This window comes from Desulfuromonas acetexigens (assembly GCF_900111775.1).
Taxonomy (GTDB): Bacteria; Desulfobacterota; Desulfuromonadia; order Desulfuromonadales; family Trichloromonadaceae; genus Trichloromonas; species Trichloromonas acetexigens.
In genome coordinates this window covers 225,456-243,254 of record NZ_FOJJ01000037.1, presented here as the reverse complement: position 1 = coordinate 243,254, position 17,799 = coordinate 225,456, and the positions used below count along the sequence as shown (strand labels likewise).

15 protein-coding genes are annotated in these 17,799 nt (G+C 53.6%); all 15 read left to right on the top strand.

All coding sequences use genetic code 11. From position 1 onward, the window contains the following. The first annotated feature begins 45 nt into the window (after window positions 1-45). The 15 genes from nuoF to BQ4888_RS13355 all read left to right on the top strand — a co-directional run bounded on the left by nuoF (window position 46) and on the right by BQ4888_RS13355 (window position 17,781). On the top strand, window positions 46-1,827 hold the full coding sequence (nuoF, locus tag BQ4888_RS13425; protein ID WP_092057767.1) for an NADH-quinone oxidoreductase subunit NuoF: 1,782 nt from the start codon (window positions 46-48) through the stop codon (window positions 1,825-1,827). Window positions 1,828-1,864: 37 nt separating this feature from the next. Beyond that, window positions 1,865-4,345: an NADH-quinone oxidoreductase subunit NuoG gene (gene nuoG / locus BQ4888_RS13420; protein WP_092057766.1), complete on the top strand. Its 2,481-nt coding sequence runs from the start codon at window positions 1,865-1,867 to the stop codon at window positions 4,343-4,345. Window positions 4,346-4,364: 19 nt separating this feature from the next. Further along, the gene (locus BQ4888_RS13415) at window positions 4,365-5,327 is read left to right on the top strand and encodes a tetratricopeptide repeat protein (protein WP_092057765.1); all 963 of its coding nucleotides are present in this window, start codon (window positions 4,365-4,367) and stop codon (window positions 5,325-5,327) included. A 54-nt stretch (window positions 5,328-5,381) separates the two neighbouring features. Beyond that, the gene (nuoH, locus tag BQ4888_RS13410; RefSeq protein ID WP_092057764.1) at window positions 5,382-6,425 is read left to right on the top strand and encodes an NADH-quinone oxidoreductase subunit NuoH; all 1,044 of its coding nucleotides are present in this window, start codon (window positions 5,382-5,384) and stop codon (window positions 6,423-6,425) included. 29 nt (window positions 6,426-6,454) lie between these two features. Continuing rightward, window positions 6,455-6,850, top strand: a complete 396-nt coding sequence (locus BQ4888_RS13405; protein WP_092057763.1) for a NuoI/complex I 23 kDa subunit family protein — start codon at window positions 6,455-6,457, stop codon at window positions 6,848-6,850. 21 nt (window positions 6,851-6,871) lie between these two features. Further along, window positions 6,872-7,375: an NADH-quinone oxidoreductase subunit J gene (locus BQ4888_RS13400; RefSeq protein ID WP_092057762.1), complete on the top strand. Its 504-nt coding sequence runs from the start codon at window positions 6,872-6,874 to the stop codon at window positions 7,373-7,375. 25 nt (window positions 7,376-7,400) lie between these two features. Further along, window positions 7,401-7,709: an NADH-quinone oxidoreductase subunit NuoK gene (nuoK, locus tag BQ4888_RS13395; RefSeq protein WP_092057761.1), complete on the top strand. Its 309-nt coding sequence runs from the start codon at window positions 7,401-7,403 to the stop codon at window positions 7,707-7,709. A 48-nt stretch (window positions 7,710-7,757) separates the two neighbouring features. After that, window positions 7,758-9,737: an NADH-quinone oxidoreductase subunit L gene (gene nuoL, locus BQ4888_RS13390; protein WP_092057760.1), complete on the top strand. Its 1,980-nt coding sequence runs from the start codon at window positions 7,758-7,760 to the stop codon at window positions 9,735-9,737. A gap of 45 nt (window positions 9,738-9,782) precedes the next feature. Continuing rightward, complete coding sequence (locus tag BQ4888_RS13385) at window positions 9,783-11,336, top strand: NADH-quinone oxidoreductase subunit M (RefSeq protein ID WP_092057759.1); 1,554 nt, start codon at window positions 9,783-9,785, stop codon at window positions 11,334-11,336. 48 nt (window positions 11,337-11,384) lie between these two features. Then, window positions 11,385-12,845, top strand: coding sequence for an NADH-quinone oxidoreductase subunit N (locus tag BQ4888_RS13380; RefSeq protein ID WP_092057758.1), 1,461 nt, complete (start codon window positions 11,385-11,387; stop codon window positions 12,843-12,845). 127 nt (window positions 12,846-12,972) lie between these two features. Next, the gene (locus BQ4888_RS13375; RefSeq protein ID WP_092057757.1) at window positions 12,973-14,352 is read left to right on the top strand and encodes a UbiD family decarboxylase; all 1,380 of its coding nucleotides are present in this window, start codon (window positions 12,973-12,975) and stop codon (window positions 14,350-14,352) included. A gap of 12 nt (window positions 14,353-14,364) precedes the next feature. Continuing rightward, on the top strand, window positions 14,365-14,766 hold the full coding sequence (locus BQ4888_RS13370; protein ID WP_092057756.1) for a bacteriohemerythrin: 402 nt from the start codon (window positions 14,365-14,367) through the stop codon (window positions 14,764-14,766). Next, entirely contained in the window at window positions 14,763-16,634 is a 1,872-nt protein-coding gene (gene recQ, locus BQ4888_RS13365) for a DNA helicase RecQ (RefSeq protein ID WP_092057755.1), read from the top strand. Before BQ4888_RS13370 ends, recQ begins: the two co-directional genes overlap by 4 nt. Before the next feature lie 47 nt (window positions 16,635-16,681). Then, the gene (locus BQ4888_RS13360; protein WP_092057754.1) at window positions 16,682-17,176 is read left to right on the top strand and encodes a roadblock/LC7 domain-containing protein; all 495 of its coding nucleotides are present in this window, start codon (window positions 16,682-16,684) and stop codon (window positions 17,174-17,176) included. A 14-nt stretch (window positions 17,177-17,190) separates the two neighbouring features. Further along, a complete protein-coding gene (locus tag BQ4888_RS13355; RefSeq protein WP_092057753.1) occupies window positions 17,191-17,781 on the top strand; it encodes a GTP-binding protein in 591 nt (196 codons plus the stop codon). The last annotated feature ends 18 nt before the right edge of the window (window positions 17,782-17,799 follow it).

The window sequence follows — 17,799 nt, the reverse complement described above, 5'->3', positions numbered from 1 at the left end:
GCGCCCCTGGACTAAAACTATTCACCGAGCGGGGATGGATCAGATATGGCCGCGAAAGCAGAAGCGATAAAAATTCTAATCTGTACGGGAACGGGGGGGTTTGCCTCCGGCGCGCAGGCGGTAGCCGACGCCTTTGAAGCGGAGTTTGCCAAGCAGGGAGTTGAAGCCAAGGTCGGTAAGCGTTGCGATGTGGTCGGCACAGGCTGCCGCGGATTGTGTGCCAACGACGTATTGGTCGATGTGGTCATTCCTGGTCAGGCTGCGGTGACCTACGATTTTTGCACTCCAGAGTTGGTGCCGCAAATCGTCGAGCAGCATGTTATCGGCAATCAGCCTATAGAGAAGAAGGTCGCCGGACCTTATTACACCAAATTTCTTGAAAAACAGAAGCGTATCGTTTTTTCCCGATGCGGAACCATTGATGCCGAAAGCCTGGATGCTTTTTTAGAACATGAAGGCTTTACTGGCATCAAAAAGGCGGTGAAGATGAAACCCGCCGAGGTTATTGATGCGGTCAAGCGTTCCGGTCTGCGGGGACGTGGGGGCGGCGGCTTCCCTACCGGGGTGAAGTGGGGCTTTTGCGCTGCTACTCCTGGGGATACCAAATACCTGATTTGTAATGCGGACGAAGGGGACCCCGGTGCTTTTATGGACCGCTCGGTACTTGAAGGTGACCCTTACGGTCTCATCGAAGGGATGATGATCGGTGCTTACGCTATTGGCTGCAAGTTCGCCTATGTGTACTGCCGCGCCGAATATCCCTTGGCCATCAAGCGTCTGCAGAAGGCGATCGATACCTGTTACGAAAAAGGGATTCTCGGCAAGGACTGCATGGGTCTCGGCTTCCAGTTAGACATGCGGATCAAGGCCGGCGCCGGTGCTTTCGTCTGTGGCGAGGAAACGGCCCTGATGGCTTCCATCGAGGGACAGCGGGGCATGAGCCGTCCCCGTCCTCCTTTCCCTGCTGTCCGTGGCCTCTGGGGTTATCCGACAAATATCAACAACGTCGAAACTTTCGCCAACGTTTCCTACATTTTCTATAACGGCCCCGAGTGGTATGCCGCTATCGGTACCGAAGGCACCAAGGGAACCAAGATTTTCGCTCTAACCGGCAAAGTCAAGCACACCGGTTTGGTCGAGGTTCCTGCTGGTACCACCATGAAGGAAGTTATTTACGACGTCTGCGGTGGTCTCCTGAATAATCGCAAGTTCAAAGCGGTTCAGGCTGGCGGCCCCTCGGGCGGCTGTCTCCCCGAGGCGGCTCTCAATGCCGAGGTCGATTACGACTCGCTGATCAAGGCCGGTGCGATGATGGGCTCCGGTGGTCTGGTCGTCATGGACGAAACCACCTGCATGGTCGACATCGCCCGCTTCTTCCTCAACTTTACCCGTGTTGAATCCTGCGGAAAGTGCATCCCCTGTCGGATTGGTCTCAAGATCATGCTGGAAATTCTTGAGCGCATTACCGAAGGCAAGGGGCAGGAAGGCGATATCGAAATGCTCCAAGATATGGCAATCGATATCAAAAAGAGCTCACTCTGTGGTCTCGGTCAGACTGCGCCGAACCCGGTACTCTCCACCATCCGCTATTTCCGTGATGAGTATGAGGCTCATATCAAGGAGAAGGAGTGCCCATCCCATAGCTGCAAGTCATTGCTGCATTTCCGGGTGATCGAGGACAAGTGCAAAAAGTGTGGGGCCTGTCCTAAGGTTTGCCCGGTTGATGCCATTGAGTGGGAAAAGGGACAAGTGGCCAGGATTGATCTTGATAAATGTACCAAGTGTACTTCCTGTTACGATGCCTGCCGGTTCATGGCAATCGAATAGCCGACTCCCTAACTGATTTGATTGATACGAGGTTAAGATGGTAAATCTTACGATTGACGGCAAACAGATTACGGTTAGCAAGAAGGCTACGATTTATCAGGCCGCTGAACAGGCCGGCATCAAGATTCCGGTACTTTGCTACGCCAAAAAACTCTTTCCTTATGGCGCCTGCCGCATTTGCCTAGTTGAAGTTGAGCAGATGAAGGGTCGCCTCATTCCCTCCTGCACCACGCCGGTTACCGAAGGCATGGTCGTTACCACCATGTCCGACGAAATCCGCAAGGTGCGTCGAACGGTCCTTGAATTTCTGCTGGTCAATCATGTCCTTGATTGCCCGGTATGCGATAAGGGTGGTGAGTGCGATCTGCAGGATCTGGCATACGAGTACGAAGTCAACGCCAATCGCTTCGAGGGTGAGAAGTTCGATCTGCCCAAGGACGAAGTCAATCCCCTGATTGAGCGCAACATGAACCGCTGCGTTCTGTGCGGCAAATGCGTGCGGGTGTGCGACGAGGTTGTTGGGTATGGTTCGTATACCTTTATCAACCGCGGCTTTGAAACCAAGATCGCCACGGCCTACGACCGGGGTCTGAACTGCGAATTCTGTGGACAGTGCGTTTCCATGTGTCCGGTCGGTGCCATCTTGCCCCGTCCCTTCAAATTCAAGGCCCGCCCTTGGCAGCTCAAGGAAGTTGACACGGTTTGTGGCTACTGCGGGAATGGATGCACGGTTACCCTCGGGGTATTGAAAAATAAGGTCGAGACGATCCGCTTCAATGATAAAACCGGCGTCAATGATGGCAACCTCTGCATCCGTGGTCGTTTTGGCTACTCCTATGTCAACAGTGAAGACCGCCTCAAAAAGCCTTTGGTCCGCAAAAATGGCGAACTGGTTGAGGTTGAATGGGATGAAGCTTTGGCCGTCGCCGCCGAGGGACTGAAAAAAGCCCAGCAGGAAAAAGGTGTCGGCATCCTGACCGGTGGCCGTCTTACCAACGAAGAGCTTTTCTTGCTGAAAAACCTGGCCAAGACCCTGGGCACAGGCAATCTGGATCATTCCGGTGGGGAATGCTACAAAGGTCTTACTGAAGGATTGGTCGAAACCCTCGGTGTTTCCGCTTCGACCGGGACCTTCCCGCAGATCGAAGAATGTGAAGCGATCCTGGCCATTCGTAACGATTTTTATGAAACCCATCCGGTCGTTGGGATGGTCGTCAATCAGGCCATTCGCGCCAACCATGCCAAGCTTTTCGTGGTTGCCGATAAAACCGGCAAGCTTTCCAAACTTCCCGAATCCAAGACCCTGCTGGCCGAACCCGGAATGGAAGTTAATGTGCTGAACGCCATCGCTTCCGTCCTTATCGAAGAGAAACTGGCGGTAACCGACGGTGTTTCCGGGCTGGATGAGTTGAAGAAAGCCCTGAGCAAGTACGCCCCGGACAAGGTGGCCAGCGAGACAGGTGCCTCCGCCGACGCTATCCGTGAGGCAGCTCGTGCCTTGGCTTCTGCTAAAAAGTCCGCAATTCTGCTCGCCTATGGCCTGCCCTACACGGCCCAAAGCAAAGAACTTGCAGTGGCGGCGGCCAACCTGGCGATTCTTATCGGCAATGCCGGGCGCGAAGGCTCGGGCTTGTTCCTTTGTGGCGAAAAAGCCAACAGTCAAGGTGCCATCGATCTCGGTATTTTGCCTGCCAAGGGGGCGATGGGCGCTCAGGCGATGCTTGAGGCCGCCGCGGACGATAAACTTTCCGCCCTCTATATTCTCGGTGAAGATCCGATTTCGTCCTATCCCGATCGGACTAAGATCGAGTCGGCTCTTGATAAAGCCTCGTTTGTTGTGGTCCAGGATCTCTTTCTTTCGCCGACGGCAGCCAAGGCTGATGTTGTCTTTCCGGCGGTCAGCTTTGCGGAAAAAGAAGGAACGTTCACTAACGCCGAACGCCGCATCCAACGACTGCACCCCGGAATCGCAAGCCCCGGCGAGGCCAAGTCCGACCTCGTTATTCTTGAAAAACTGCTGGCCAAACTCGGGGCACAAGTCTCCTATACGGGACCGGCTGCCATCTTTGCCGCAGTAACTGCGAGCGTCCCGGGCTACCAGGGCATTGACTTCAATGCCATCGGTCCCCAGGGTGCGGTATGGGGTGGAGAAAATCTGGCGATTACCAAGAAGAATGTGGTCGCGGTCGAAGGAGCCAAGGTTGTCAAGGGCAAATACCGCATGGTAACGGGCAGTGCTTTGTATCACAGCGGCACCCTGTCGACCCATGCTTCCGGCCCCCTAGCCGTCGTTCCCGAGCCTTATGTTGAACTCGGTCGCGAAGATGCTAAAGCGCTCAAGGTTGTCGAGGGCGACATGGTTGTGGTGAAGGCGGCTAACGGCGAGATGAAACTGAAAGCCAAGGTAGCGAACCGCCTGCCCAAGGGTTTGGTTTTCGTCCCTTACCACTTCGTCGGTGCCGGACTCAACCGCATCTATCGCGGTGAGTCGGTTATCCCCGTGGAGCTAAGCAAGTAGTCATTGCCCAGGAGCATCCATGGAATGCCCCAAGTGCCAAACACTGGTTTCTGAAAGAGCACGTTTCTGTGACCAGTGTGGTGTCAGCTTGATCAAGGATGTTGGGTTCCTTCACCAGCGGGCGTTGGAACACTATCATCGGGGAATGTTGGATCAGGCTCTGCTCCTCTGGGACGATGTTATAAAAGAAGATCCTGAATTCGCCAGAGCTCACTACTATAAAGGTATGGCTCATTATGATCGAGGCGAACTGGACAAGGCGGTAGATTCATTCAAGCGAGCTCTAAAAAATGATAAAGAGCCATTCCGTGTATATTTCAAATTAGGAATGGCCCTTTATGGGCTGGGAAATCTCGCCGCCAGCATCGATAGTTATAAGCGGGCGCTTGAGATTAATCCCAAAAGCGCTGAAACACATTACCGTCTGGGTCTATCGTATTTGCGCGTGTCAGATCTCGAAAAAGCCCAGGAAGCGTTGGAAGCTTCAATTAAGATTAACCCCGTATATACCCGCGCACTTTATATCTTGGGTATGGTCCTTTCCCAGCGCGGAGATAACCCTGGGGCGATAAAAAGATTCAAGAAAGTCCTAGAGATCAGTCCTTCTTACACAGCAGCAAGCTTCGAACTGGGAATGGCTCTGTTCAAGGAAGGAAAAATCGAAGAAGCGATCTCTGAATTCGAAAGTTCTGTTGCCTCGAAAGAAAAATTCTCACCAGGCTATTTCATGCTCGGTGAGGCTTTTAGGAAAATAGGGGATTTCTCGGCAGCTACGGTTGCCTACAGTGAAGTTCTCAAGCTGAACCCGAAGGACGCCGATACCTACGTCAGGTTGGCTGAATGTTATATGCAGATGGATCTGCTGGATGCCGCCGGTAAGGAATTAGAAAGCGCACTTCGCATTAATCCGCAAAATCGAGATGCTCAGTATCTGAAATCTCACCTGCGGGAAATGACCACCCCTCATAAGCCCGGTTTCTAGCCGTTTATTTGTTGCGCGTAAGTTGTCCTAAATCAGTCAAGGAAGAGGATTGTCATGACGCCTGAACTGTTGAGCCTCTCGAACAACTGGCCCCTTTTTCTCGGATCGATGATTGTAAAGATTCTTGCTGTCTTTGTAGTCGTCATTCTCATGGTCGCCTATGCGACATGGTTGGAGCGGAAACTGATTGGCCACATGCAGACCCGACTGGGTCCCATGCGGACCGGTTGGCATGGCTTGCTGCAACCCATTGCCGACGGCTTGAAGCTTTTCTTCAAGGAAGACATTATTCCGTCGCAGGCCAGTAAGGTTCCGTTCATCCTGGCGCCCATGATGATCTGTATCCCGGCCTTTATCACCATGGCGGTCGTGCCTTTCGGACCTGATCTGGTGATCAACAACTTTATCATCCCCCAGCAGATCACCGATCTGAACGTCGGTATCCTCTATGTTCTGGCTATGGCCGGCTTGGGTATCTACGGGATCGTTTTGGCGGGTTGGGCTTCTAACAACAAATTTTCCTTGCTGGGTGGCATTCGTTCCGCAGCCCAGATGATCTCTTATGAGTTGGCGGCCGCCCTCTCCATCATCTCAGTTTTCATGCTTTCCGAGACTCTGAGTCTGCGGAAGATTGTTGAACTGCAGATGGAGCCTCTCTGGGGTGTGATCAGCTTCCTGCCTAACTGGTATGTGTTTAGTCAACCCTTGGCTTTTGTCCTCTTTACGGTGACCAGCCTGGCTGAAATCAACCGTACTCCCTTCGACTTGCCTGAATGTGAAAGCGAGTTGGTTTCCGGTTTCTGTACGGAATATTCCTCTATGAAGTATGCTCTCTTCTTCATGGCTGAATATGCCAACATGATCGTGATTTCGGCCCTTATCGCCACTCTGTTCCTCGGTGGTTGGTCCGGCCCCTTCCCCGGGTTTATTAACATCCTGATCAAGATTGTAGGTTTTGTGATGTTTTTCATGTGGATTCGCGCCACCTACCCTCGTGTAAGATACGATCAATTGATGTTTATGGGATGGAAAGTGTTCCTGCCTTTGGCGTTGGCCAATATCGTGGTGACCGGCCTGGTCGTTGTTCTGTTACAGTAATCACATCACCATAACAAGAGGATGGACCCATGTTTAAAGCATTAATTCAAGGTCTGATCATCACTGCCAAGCATCTGGCGCCAAGCAAGCTTACAACGGTGCAATATCCGACGGTCAGGCTGAAGGTATCCGATCGTTTCCGTGGCCTTCATCGGCTGGTACCTACTCAGGATCGGGAGAAGTGTGTCGCCTGTTATCTTTGCCCGACGGTCTGCCCCGCGAAATGCATTACAGTCGAGGCGGCAGAGAATGAGAAAGGCGAGAAGTATCCCAAGGTGTACCAGATCGATCTGCTTCGGTGTATCTTTTGCGGCTACTGTGTTGAGGCTTGTCCGGTAGAAGCAATCGAGATGACCGGTGCATACGAACTGGCTGATTATAAGCGTGAAGACTTTGCCTTCACCAAAGAGAGACTTCTCAAGTAACCGAATAGGAGCGTTGAAACCATGGAACTTCTATTTTTCTATCTGGTCGCCCTGGTCGCGGTCTTATCCGGAATAATGGTCATTACATGCAAGAGTCCAATCAACAGTGCAATTTCACTGGTGATGACCTTTTTCTGTCTGGCTATCTTCTATGTCATGCTGCATGCGCCTTTTATGGCCGCCATCCAGATCATGGTATATGCGGGGGCGATCATCGTACTGATTATCTTCGTAATCATGTTGCTCAACCTCGGTACGGCCGTACAAGCGCGGACTTCTCACTGTATTGCTTGGGGGTCCGTGGTTGGCGCGTTGATGATGTTGCTGGCGATGACTTTCCTCAAAGGTGGTGAAACCACGACAGTCCAAGGTGAAATCACCAAGGAAGTGGTTGCGCAGGTTGGACACACTGAGCTGATCGGTCAGGCGATGTTCACCAACTTCCTGCTGCCCTTTGAGATTGCCTCAATTCTTCTTCTGGTAGCGATTGTTGGCGCTGTGGTGCTGACCAAAAGAGAAGTTTAGTCATACTTTGGACAGGAGATAAGTCATGTTTACCGTAACTGTGCACCATTATCTTGTTGTCAGCGCCATTCTCTTTTCGCTGGGAACCATTGGGGTTCTCACCCGGAGAAATGCCATCGTCGTCTTTATGTGTATCGAACTGATGCTCAATGGCGTCAACCTGTCGTTCATTGCCCTCTCCCATTTCCTTGGCAACATGGATGGGCAGGTTTTCGTCTTCTTCGTTATGACCGTGGCCGCCGCTGAGGCAGCAGTCGGTCTGGCTCTCATGATCGCCTTCTTCAAGCATAAGGAGTCGATCGACGTGGAAGACTTCAATCTGCTGAAATGGTAAATTTCGTAGCTTCCGTGTAGAGGCTTAATCTGCTTAGAGGAGACTTAGATGTACGACAAACTATGGCTGATCCCATTTTTCCCACTGTTGGGGTGCTTGATCAACGGCCTTTTAGGCAAGAAGATCAAGAACGAGAAGATCATTGGCGGCATTGGTACTCTGGCCATGGTCTCCTCCTTCGTCCTCTCCTGCAAGTATTTCTTTCAGTTGCTCGGAGACACGGTCAAGACGCATGAAATCGTTCTTGCTTCGTGGATTTCCGTCGGTCAGCTGCAGGTCGACTGGGGTTTTCTGTTCGACCCCCTCACAGCAGTCATGCTGCTCGTCGTTACTGGTGTCGGTTCGCTGATTCACCTGTATTCCATTGGTTATATGCATGGTGAAGAAGGATTCTATCGCTACTTTTCTTACTTGAATCTTTTTGCCTTTGCCATGTTGATGCTCGTTACCGGCAGCAACGCGGTTGTCATGTTTATCGGTTGGGAAGGTGTTGGCCTCTGTTCCTATCTGCTGATTGGTTATTACTTTCATAAGAAGAGCGCCAGTGATGCCGCCAAAAAGGCCTTCGTGGTCAACCGGGTCGGCGACTTCGGATTCCTGATCGGTCTCTTTGTGCTCTACTGGACGCTGGGCAGCCACGGCGTATGGACTGTGAATTTCCTGGAAATCGGCCAGAATGCTCATCTCCTCGGCATGGGCAGCTCGGTAGTTACCCTGGTTACTCTCTGCTTCTTCCTGGGTTGTACTGGTAAGTCAGCGCAAATTCCTCTCTATACCTGGTTGCCAGACGCCATGGAAGGTCCGACCCCGGTCTCCGCTCTGATCCATGCGGCAACCATGGTTACCGCCGGTGTGTACATGATCGGCCGGATGAATCCGCTCTTCGCCTTGTCTCCTGACACCATGATGGTTATCGCTGTCGTCGGTGGTGTAACGGCTCTCTTTTCCGCCAGCATCGGTCTTGCCCAAAACGATATCAAGCGGGTTCTGGCCTACTCCACGGTCTCCCAGTTGGGCTACATGTTCCTGGCCATGGGTGTTGGTGCCTTTACCGCCGGTATTTTCCACCTCATGACCCACGCCTTCTTCAAGGCCTGTCTCTTCCTTGGTTCCGGTTCGGTCATTCACGCCATGCATCATGCCTATCATCACGCGCATCTTCATGACGATGCCCAGGACATGCGGAACATGGGTGGTCTGCGCAAGAAAATGCCGATCACGTTCCTCACCTTCCTGGTTTCGACCATTGCCATTGCCGGTATTCCCGGTTTCTCAGGCTTCTTCTCCAAGGACGAGATCCTCTGGTGGTCTTTCGCCTCGACCCGCGGTCATGTCGCTCTCTGGGTCCTTGGCGCCTGTGCCGCTGGTATGACCGCCTTTTACATGTTCCGCCTGGTCTTCATGACTTTCTTCGGTGAACAGCGGACCCATGCCAAGGCGAAAGATCATGTCCATGAGTCTCCCCTGGTCATCACCATCCCGTTGATGGTATTGGGTTTGCTCGCCGTTGTGGGTGGCTATATCGGCATTCCCGCAGTCATCGGTCACACTTTTGGGAATATTCCCAACTACTTCGGGGACTTCCTTGCTCCGGTCTTCAAGCCTACCCAGGATCTTTATAATATTTCCGCTCATGGCAGCCCCGCTGCCGAGTTCGGCTTGATGGGAGTCTCCGTAGGTATCGCTCTTTGCGGGATCTTCCTGGCCTACATCATGTACATTAAAAACCCCGCCCTCCCCGGCAAGTTTGTTGCCTCCTTCACTGGCCTCTGGCGAGCGGTTTTCAACAAATGGTACGTCGATGAGCTTTATGATGCCCTTGTTGTTAATCCCACGAAAAAGATCGGTACTTTCTGCTGGAAAGGGTTTGATGTCCGAGTTGTAGATGGGGCTGTCAACGGCATCGGCAAGTTGATCAATGTTTTCTCCAATGCGCTGCGTTACACCCAGACTGGCTTTGCCCATAACTATGCCATGACTATGGCGTTGGGTGTGGTTGCCATTCTCGCATTCTACGTCTTCAGGTAAGAACGCTGGCCATTCTGCGATTGTTGAAACAAGGAGCGAAATCTCATGACTGAACATCTTCTTAGCCTGATGACATTCTTTCCAATCTTGGGTATGCTAGTTGTCCTGGCACTTCCCAAGGGCAATGGAAATCTGCTCAAGGGCTTCACACTGCTTATTACAATTATCACCTTCTTCATCAGCCTCCCCTTGGCTTTTGATGATGTGTTCAAGACCTCTGGGGCGATGCATTATACTGAATTCGCTCAGTGGATCAGCATCGGTGATTATTTCCAGATGAACTACAACGTGGGAGTCGATGGCATCAGCCTCTGGTTGGTTATCCTGACGACTTTCATCATGCCGATCGCCGTTCTCTCGACGTGGCATGCGGTAGATAAAAACATCAAAGGGTTTATGGCGCTGACTCTGCTTCTCGAAACCGCCATGCTCGGTGCCTTTATCTCCCTCGACCTGTTCCTGTTTTATGTTTTCTGGGAACTGATGCTGATTCCCATGTACTTCATGATCGGTATCTGGGGCGGTAAGAACCGTATCTATGCTGCGGTTAAGTTCTTTATCTTCACCGCTGTCGGTTCATTGCTGATGCTGGTAGCCATCATCTACGTTTACTATCACGCCATCCAATCCGGTGTTGAAGTGGCGGGGTTCAGTATCATTGACTTCTACAAACTGAGCATCTCTCCCGAAGCTCAAACCTGGCTGTTCCTGGCTTTTGCCTTCAGCTTCGCGATCAAAGTTCCCATGTTCCCGGTGCATACTTGGTTGCCTGATGCCCATACCGAAGCGCCCACCGCTGGCTCGGTAATTCTGGCCGCTATTATGTTGAAGATGGGTACTTATGGTTATATTCGCTTCGCCATTCCGCTCTTCCCTGAAGCGACACAACAGTTTATTCCTTTCTTGTCCCTCTTGGCGGTCATCGGCATCATTTATGGTGCGCTGGTGGCGATGATGCAAGACGATGTGAAAAAACTGGTGGCCTACTCATCGGTTTCCCACCTTGGTTTTGTCATGCTCGGTATTTTCGCCATGAATACTCAAGGCTGGTCGGGCGGTATTATCCAAATGATCAACCACGGGATTTCAACTGGCGCGCTCTTCCTTATCGTTGGCTTTATCTACGAGCGTCGACATACCCGTGCCATTAACGAGTTCGGCGGTTTGGCCAAGCAGATGCCGGTATTCGCCACGATCTTTATGATCATGACCCTTTCCTCGGTTGGCTTGCCCGGGACCAACGGCTTTGTCGGTGAGTTCCTTATTCTGATGGGGGCCTATGAGAGTGAGTTGCGCTGGTTCGGTGTCTTTGCAACGACTGGGGTCATTCTGGCCGCTGTTTATATGCTCTGGATGTTCCAGCGGGTCATGTTTGGCGAATTGAGTAATCCTGCTAATCAGAAACTGAAGGACCTCTCCGCTCGTGAAGTCGCCTTGATGCTGCCTCTTTTACTCTTCGTCTTCTGGATCGGTGTTTATCCGAACACCTTCTTCGACAAGATGAATCCGGCTGTTGATCAGCTCATTCAGCAGGTCAAAGGAAAGCAGCAGGTGGCTATGGTCGAGAACGTCATTCCCGGCCATCTGGAACTTAAATAATCAAGTTTTTTTGAATAAAGTTCAAACCGCTTCCGGAGGAGCATGTCCATGGAAAATCTGGTGCAAACCGCCATGCAGAATGTCAACTTTGCGGCCATTATGCCATCGCTGGTGCTGAGCTGTTGTGCTATGGCGCTTCTGCTGGTCAATGTCTTTTTGCCGCGTGGGAAATCCTCGCTCATTTGCTGGTTGAGCTTGGGTGCCTTGGTCATTACCGGTTTCTTTTGCCTTGGGGCCTGGAATGATCCCAGGTTCGGCTTTGCCGGGCATGTGGCCTTGGATAATTTCGCCACCTTCTTCAACTTTACTTTCCTGATCGCTGCGGGACTCTCCATCCTGATGTCCGATGGCTTTCTCAAGCGTGAAGAGTTCAATGTCGGCGAATACTATCCGTTGATTCTCTTTACCACTGCCGGGGCGATGTGGATGGCGTCGGGCACCGACATGATGACCATTTTCCTTGGTCTCGAGGTTCTTTCGGTTTCCCTGTATATCCTTGCCGGTTTTCTCCGCAATCGCGTGGACTCCAGCGAGGCCGGCCTTAAGTATTTCCTGCTTGGGGCTTTTTCCACCGGTTTCCTGCTTTACGGTATTGCTCTGATCTACGGTGTTACCGGAACGACTAACGTTGCGGATATCGGTATCTATCTCAGCGCCAATCCTGCTGAGCTCTCCAACCCCTTGACCGTTGCCGGGATGCTGCTCCTCAGCACGGGCTTCCTGTTCAAGATTGCCGTTGCGCCTTTCCACATGTGGACTCCCGATGTCTACCAGGGCGCTCCGACTCCGATCACGGCCTTTATGAGTGCCGGACCGAAAGCTGCCGCTTTTGCCGCTTTAATGCGTATCCTGACTCTGGGGCTCGGTGGTCTTCAGGATGAATGGACCTCGCTGCTCTGGATTCTCGCAGTCCTGACCATGACCATTGGTAACGTGATCGCGATCTACCAGACCAATCTCAAGAGAATGCTGGCTTACTCGTCTATCGCTCATGCCGGCTATGCCTTGGTCGGTATCGTTGCTGCCAATGAAATCGGCATGTCGGGTATCCTCTTCTACATGCTCGCCTATACCTTCATGAATCTCGGTGCTTTCGCCGTGCTGGTTCTGGCCGGCAAGAAAGGCGAGGACAATCTCACTCTCGAAGGTTTTGCAGGTTTTGGTTACAAGAAGCCCCTGCTGGCTGTCGCGATGACCATTTTCCTCTTCTCCCTCATGGGCGTTCCGCCGATGGCTGGTTTCGTCGGTAAATTCTATATCTTCTCCGGTGCCATCAAAGCCGGTTATATCTGGCTGGCGGTAATTGCCATGCTCAACTCGGCGGTTTCCCTTTATTACTACCTGCGGGTCATGGTCTACATGTACTTCAAGGAGTCTGGTGAGGATTTCGGTTGGGTAACCATGAATGTTGGCGCCGTTGTCTCCATTGTTCTGGCGATTATAGGTGTTCTTTACCTCGGCATTCTGCCCGGGGGCATTATGGAAATGGCCAAATCTGCTATATTCTGATCGTTCCTGATACGAAGCGGTTTAAAGCCCCCGGTGCGCCGGGGGCTTTTTTTTTCTCTTTGATCGGTGAAACAGGTTAAGATGAAGTGTTTTTTGCCCGAATCGGGGACAATCAGGAGTGTTTACTATGTCGATGCAGGATATTCGGGGATTTGTTGATTTGTTGGAGGAGTGTGGCGAATTGCGTCGGATCGACACTCCCGTCGACGCCGATCTGGAAATCGCCGCCATAACGGAGCGTTGCTGCAAACTTCCCGGGGGGGGGCCGGCTCTCTTTTTCGAAAAGGTGAAAGGGTCCGAGATTCCCGTACTCACCAATCTCTTTGGCTCCGTCAAACGCATGGGCTGGGCATTGTGGACTGATAACCTCGATCTGTTGGCGCAGAGAATTGCCCGGGATTTGGACAAGATTGAAGAGGGGAGCGCAGAGGCCCGACTCGCTCACCTGATCGACACGCCGACGGGGTTGCCGCGGCTGATCAAGCAGGGCAGTTGCCAGGAGACCGTCCAGCGCGACAATGCGTCTTTTGCTCAGATTCCGGCACTGCGATCCTGGCCGGGCGACGGAGGCCGTTACCTGACTCTGCCACTGGTTTTCACTCGCGAAGCAGGGACGGGACGAGGCAATTGCGGCATGTACCGGGTGCAACTTCTCGATGAACGTCGGGCGACGATCCATTGGGCGGAAGAGAGTGACGGTGCCCGCCATTATCGTTCCTGGCAGGCGCGTGGAAAAGCCATGCCGATGGCCATAGCTTTGGGTGGTGACCTGGCGTTGCTTTACACTGCCGGCGTTCCTCTTCCCGGGGGGCTCGATGAAGTCGCCTTTGCCGGCTATTTACGCCGGCAACCCATTTCCATGGTTCGCTGTATGAGCTGCGATCTTCAGATACCGGCAGCGGCGGAGATCGTATTGGAAGGTTACCTTCATCCCTCGGAAACAGCCATAGAAGGGCCATTCGCAAACCACACCGGCTACTATGTTCCCGCCGCCTCGGCGCCGGTTTTTCATTTGACTACCCTGACCACACGCCGGCGACCGCTCTACCCCTGTACCGTAGTTGGTCCCCCGCCCATGGAAACAGCCTATCTCGCAAAAGCCAGCGAGCGTCTTTTCCTCCCTCTGTTGCAGCTCGATTGTCCGGAAGTGCAGGACATTAATTTCCCGGTTGAAGGAATCTATCACGGCGCGGCCCTGCTCTCCGTAAAGCCTGAAGCCGATGGGCAAGGCTGTTTGCTTCTGCAGAAGCTACAAAAACACTGGCTTTTCAAAAATTCACGCCTCGTGGTTGTTTTTAATTCCGAAGTCGATGTGCAAAACCCGACGTCCTCCTACTGGCATGTTCTCAATTGCGTCAGGGCGGATAGGGATCTTGAGATCCATGGTTCGCGGGTCGTCATTGATGCGACCGTGCGCCAGAAGCGTAAGCCAGTGGTTGCCGATGCGAAGATTATGGAAATGGTTGACGAACGCTGGAACGAATATGGGTTTTCAGCAAACAAGTAAAAGGAGTATTCCATGGAATGGACGGAGGAGTATGCGGTCGGACATCCGCTGATCGATTCCCATCATCGGGAACTGTTCGAGCGCTTCAATGCCCTGATCAGTGCTTGCCGAGCCAGAAAGGGGCGGGAGGAAATCGGGCGGTTGTATGATTTTCTCGATGAATATGTGCATTATCATTTTTCCGCCGAAGAGGCCCTGATGGCGACGGCGATCTATCCGGAGATGGCCCACCATCAGCACCAACACCAGGGATTTATCAAGCGCTTGTGGCAATGGCAGAGCCAATTCAACGAGTCCGGAGCCTCTTTCGACTTGCTGGTTGAAACCAACGAGGCCCTGTTCGCCTGGCTGATTCAGCACATTCGCATGGTCGATATGAAGCTGGCGCGGATCATCCCGGTCGCCGAGGGATGATGGAGAACCCCCGGGAAACTCTGGGCCGGGTCTTCGGCTTCGAATCTTTTCGGCCCCATCAGGAGCAGATCATCCAAGATCTGATCGAAGGGCGCGACGCCTTTGTCCTCATGCCCACCGGCGGAGGGAAATCCCTCTGTTATCAGATCCCGGCATTGCATCGCCCCGGTGTGGCCATCGTTGTCTCTCCCCTGATCGCCCTGATGAAGGATCAGGTCGATGCGCTGCGCTTCAACGGGGTGCGGGCCGCCTACTACAATTCCTCCCTTGACGGCAAGACCAGTCGCGTAGTTTTACAGGCACTGCAACGAGGCGAGCTCGATCTGCTTTATGTCGCCCCGGAACGGCTCATGAGCGATGAGTTTCTGGAGCGCTTGCGGCAGATCGAGATCGCTCTCTTCGCCATCGATGAAGCCCATTGCGTCTCCCAGTGGGGACACGATTTTCGTCCGGAATATCTGGCCCTCGGTGCTTTGCGGGATGAGTTTCCCGCCATCCCGCTGATTGCCCTGACCGCGACCGCCGATCCCCAGACCCGCAAAGATATCCTCACCCGTTTGCGCCTGAGCCCCGAAGCCTGTCATGTCGCCGGCTTCGACCGGCCGAATATCCGCTATCAGGTCGTGGAAAAGCACCGTCCCCAGGGATTGCTGCTGGAATTCCTGCGCGAGCACGAGGGGGAAGCGGGGATTGTCTACGCCCTGTCGCGGAAGCGGGTCGAGCGCATCGCCGAAAGCCTGCAACGGGAGGGGCTCCTGGCGGCGGCCTACCATGCGGGACTGCCCGACGAAGAACGGCGCCGGGTTCAGGATGCCTTTTCCCGGGACGAAATCCAGGTGGTGGTGGCGACCGTCGCCTTCGGCATGGGAATCGACAAATCCAATGTCCGCTTCGTTGTTCATTATGACTTGCCCAAGAACCTGGAAAGCTATTATCAGGAAACCGGCCGCGCCGGGAGGGACGGTTTGCCCGCCGAGGCCCTGCTCCTGTTCGGCAGCGGTGACATCGCCCTGTCTCGCGGGCTCATTGAAAAAGGGAGCAATCCCGAACAGGTGCGGATCGAACTGCACAAGCTCAACGCCATGGCCGCCTTCGCCGAAAGCCAGATTTGCCGCCGGCGGGTGCTGCTCGGCTACTTCGGCGAGGAACGGCAGGAAGATTGCGGCAACTGCGACATCTGCCGGAATCCACCACAAACCTATGATGCTACCGAGGATGCGCGCAAGGCGCTCTCCTGCGTCTATCGGGTCGGGCAACGCTTCGGTGCCGGCCATGTTATCGAGGTGTTGCGCGGCGGCCGGGGGCAGCGGCTGCTCGATCTGCGTCATGACCAGCTTTCCACCTACGGCATCGGCGCCGACCTGAGCCAGGCCGAATGGAGCTCGCTATTGCGCCAGCTGGTACATCTTGGTTATCTGCGCCAGGATGTCGCGGACTATTCCGTGCTCAAGTTGACGGAACGGGCCCGCCCCCTGCTGCGGGGGGAAGAGGTGTTGCATCTGGCGAAGCCGCGGATCCCGGCGGTGAAAAAGGAGGCTGGGGAAACAAAGGGCAAGAAGGATCTTGCCTGCGACCAAGTCCTCTTTCAGCGTCTGCGCGCCCTGCGCAAGACCATCGCCGAAACCGCTGGGGTGCCGCCTTTCGTCGTCTTCACCGATGCCACCCTGGTCGAACTGGCCAGAGTCCAGCCGGGCGATCACGCCGGATTACTCCGCATTGGCGGCATCGGCGCCCATAAAGCCGACCGCTACGGTGAGCTGTTTCTCGCCGAGTTGGCGGACTACAGGGAAAGCCAGGATAAAGAAATGGTGGCAGGGGAGGGGGAAGAGCGGCGGGAAGGTGATCGCCTTGATTGTTTGGCACAATAGATGCTATAAAAAGCCGGTGGGAAACTCTCAGCAAGGAGTATGCGGATATGTTCGGTTCTCAACCATCCTTTGTCATGTATGACGAAGAGTTCAAGAAAATCAATGTTGTTATAGAACGTCTCCTGCGCGAGTCCAACTCCAAGGTGATTTTTCTGGTCGACAAAAACGGCCAGCTGATCTCTGCCGTTGGTGAAACCGAACATATGGACACCACCAGCCTGGCGTCGCTCACCGCCGGCAATATCGCCGCGACCGGTGGTTTGGCCAAGCTGATCGGCGAAAAAGAGTTCTCCATCCTCTTTCACGAGGGGGAAAAGGACAATCTTCACATCTCCATTGTTGCCGGACGAGTGATCCTGGTCGTCATCTTCGACCAGCGCAGCTCCCTCGGCTTGGTGCGCCTGCGTGTCAAAAAAGCCAGCGAAGAATTGGGTCGGATCTTTGACGAACTCGCGAAAAAGACCGCCGAAACCGAGAAGACCAACAAGATGAGCCCCTTCGCGGAAATTACCGACGACGACATCGACAATCTTTTCAGGTAACGGGATAAGCCGCCATGTCATTCATCAACTACGCTTCCCGGGAGATCAACTGCAAAATCGTTTATTACGGGCCCGGGCTCTGCGGCAAGACCACCAATCTGCAATACATCTATCAGAAGACCGCTCCCGAGGCCAAGGGCAAGATGATCTCCCTGGCCACGGAGACCGAGCGCACCCTCTTCTTTGACTTTCTGCCCTTGGCCCTTGGCGAGATTCGCGGCTTCAAAACCCGCTTCCATCTCTACACGGTGCCGGGACAGGTCTTCTACGACGCCTCGCGCAAGCTCATTCTCAAAGGGGTCGACGGCGTGGTTTTCGTCGCCGATGCCCAGGACGAACGGCTCGATGCCAATATCGAAAGCCTGGAGAATCTCAAGGACAACCTGGAGGAGCAGGGCTACAAACTAGAAAACCTGCCCTTCGTCGTTCAGTACAACAAAATCGACCTGCCCAACATCACGCCGATCGAAGAGCTGCGGCGGCTGATCAACCCCGGGGGAGTGCTCGATTTCACCGCCTGCGCCATGACCGGCGAGGGCGTCTTCGAAACCCTCAAGGCCGTTGCCAAGCTGATTCTGGTCGACCTGAAAAAGGGTTCCCGCTAAAAAACGCCGGAGATGAAA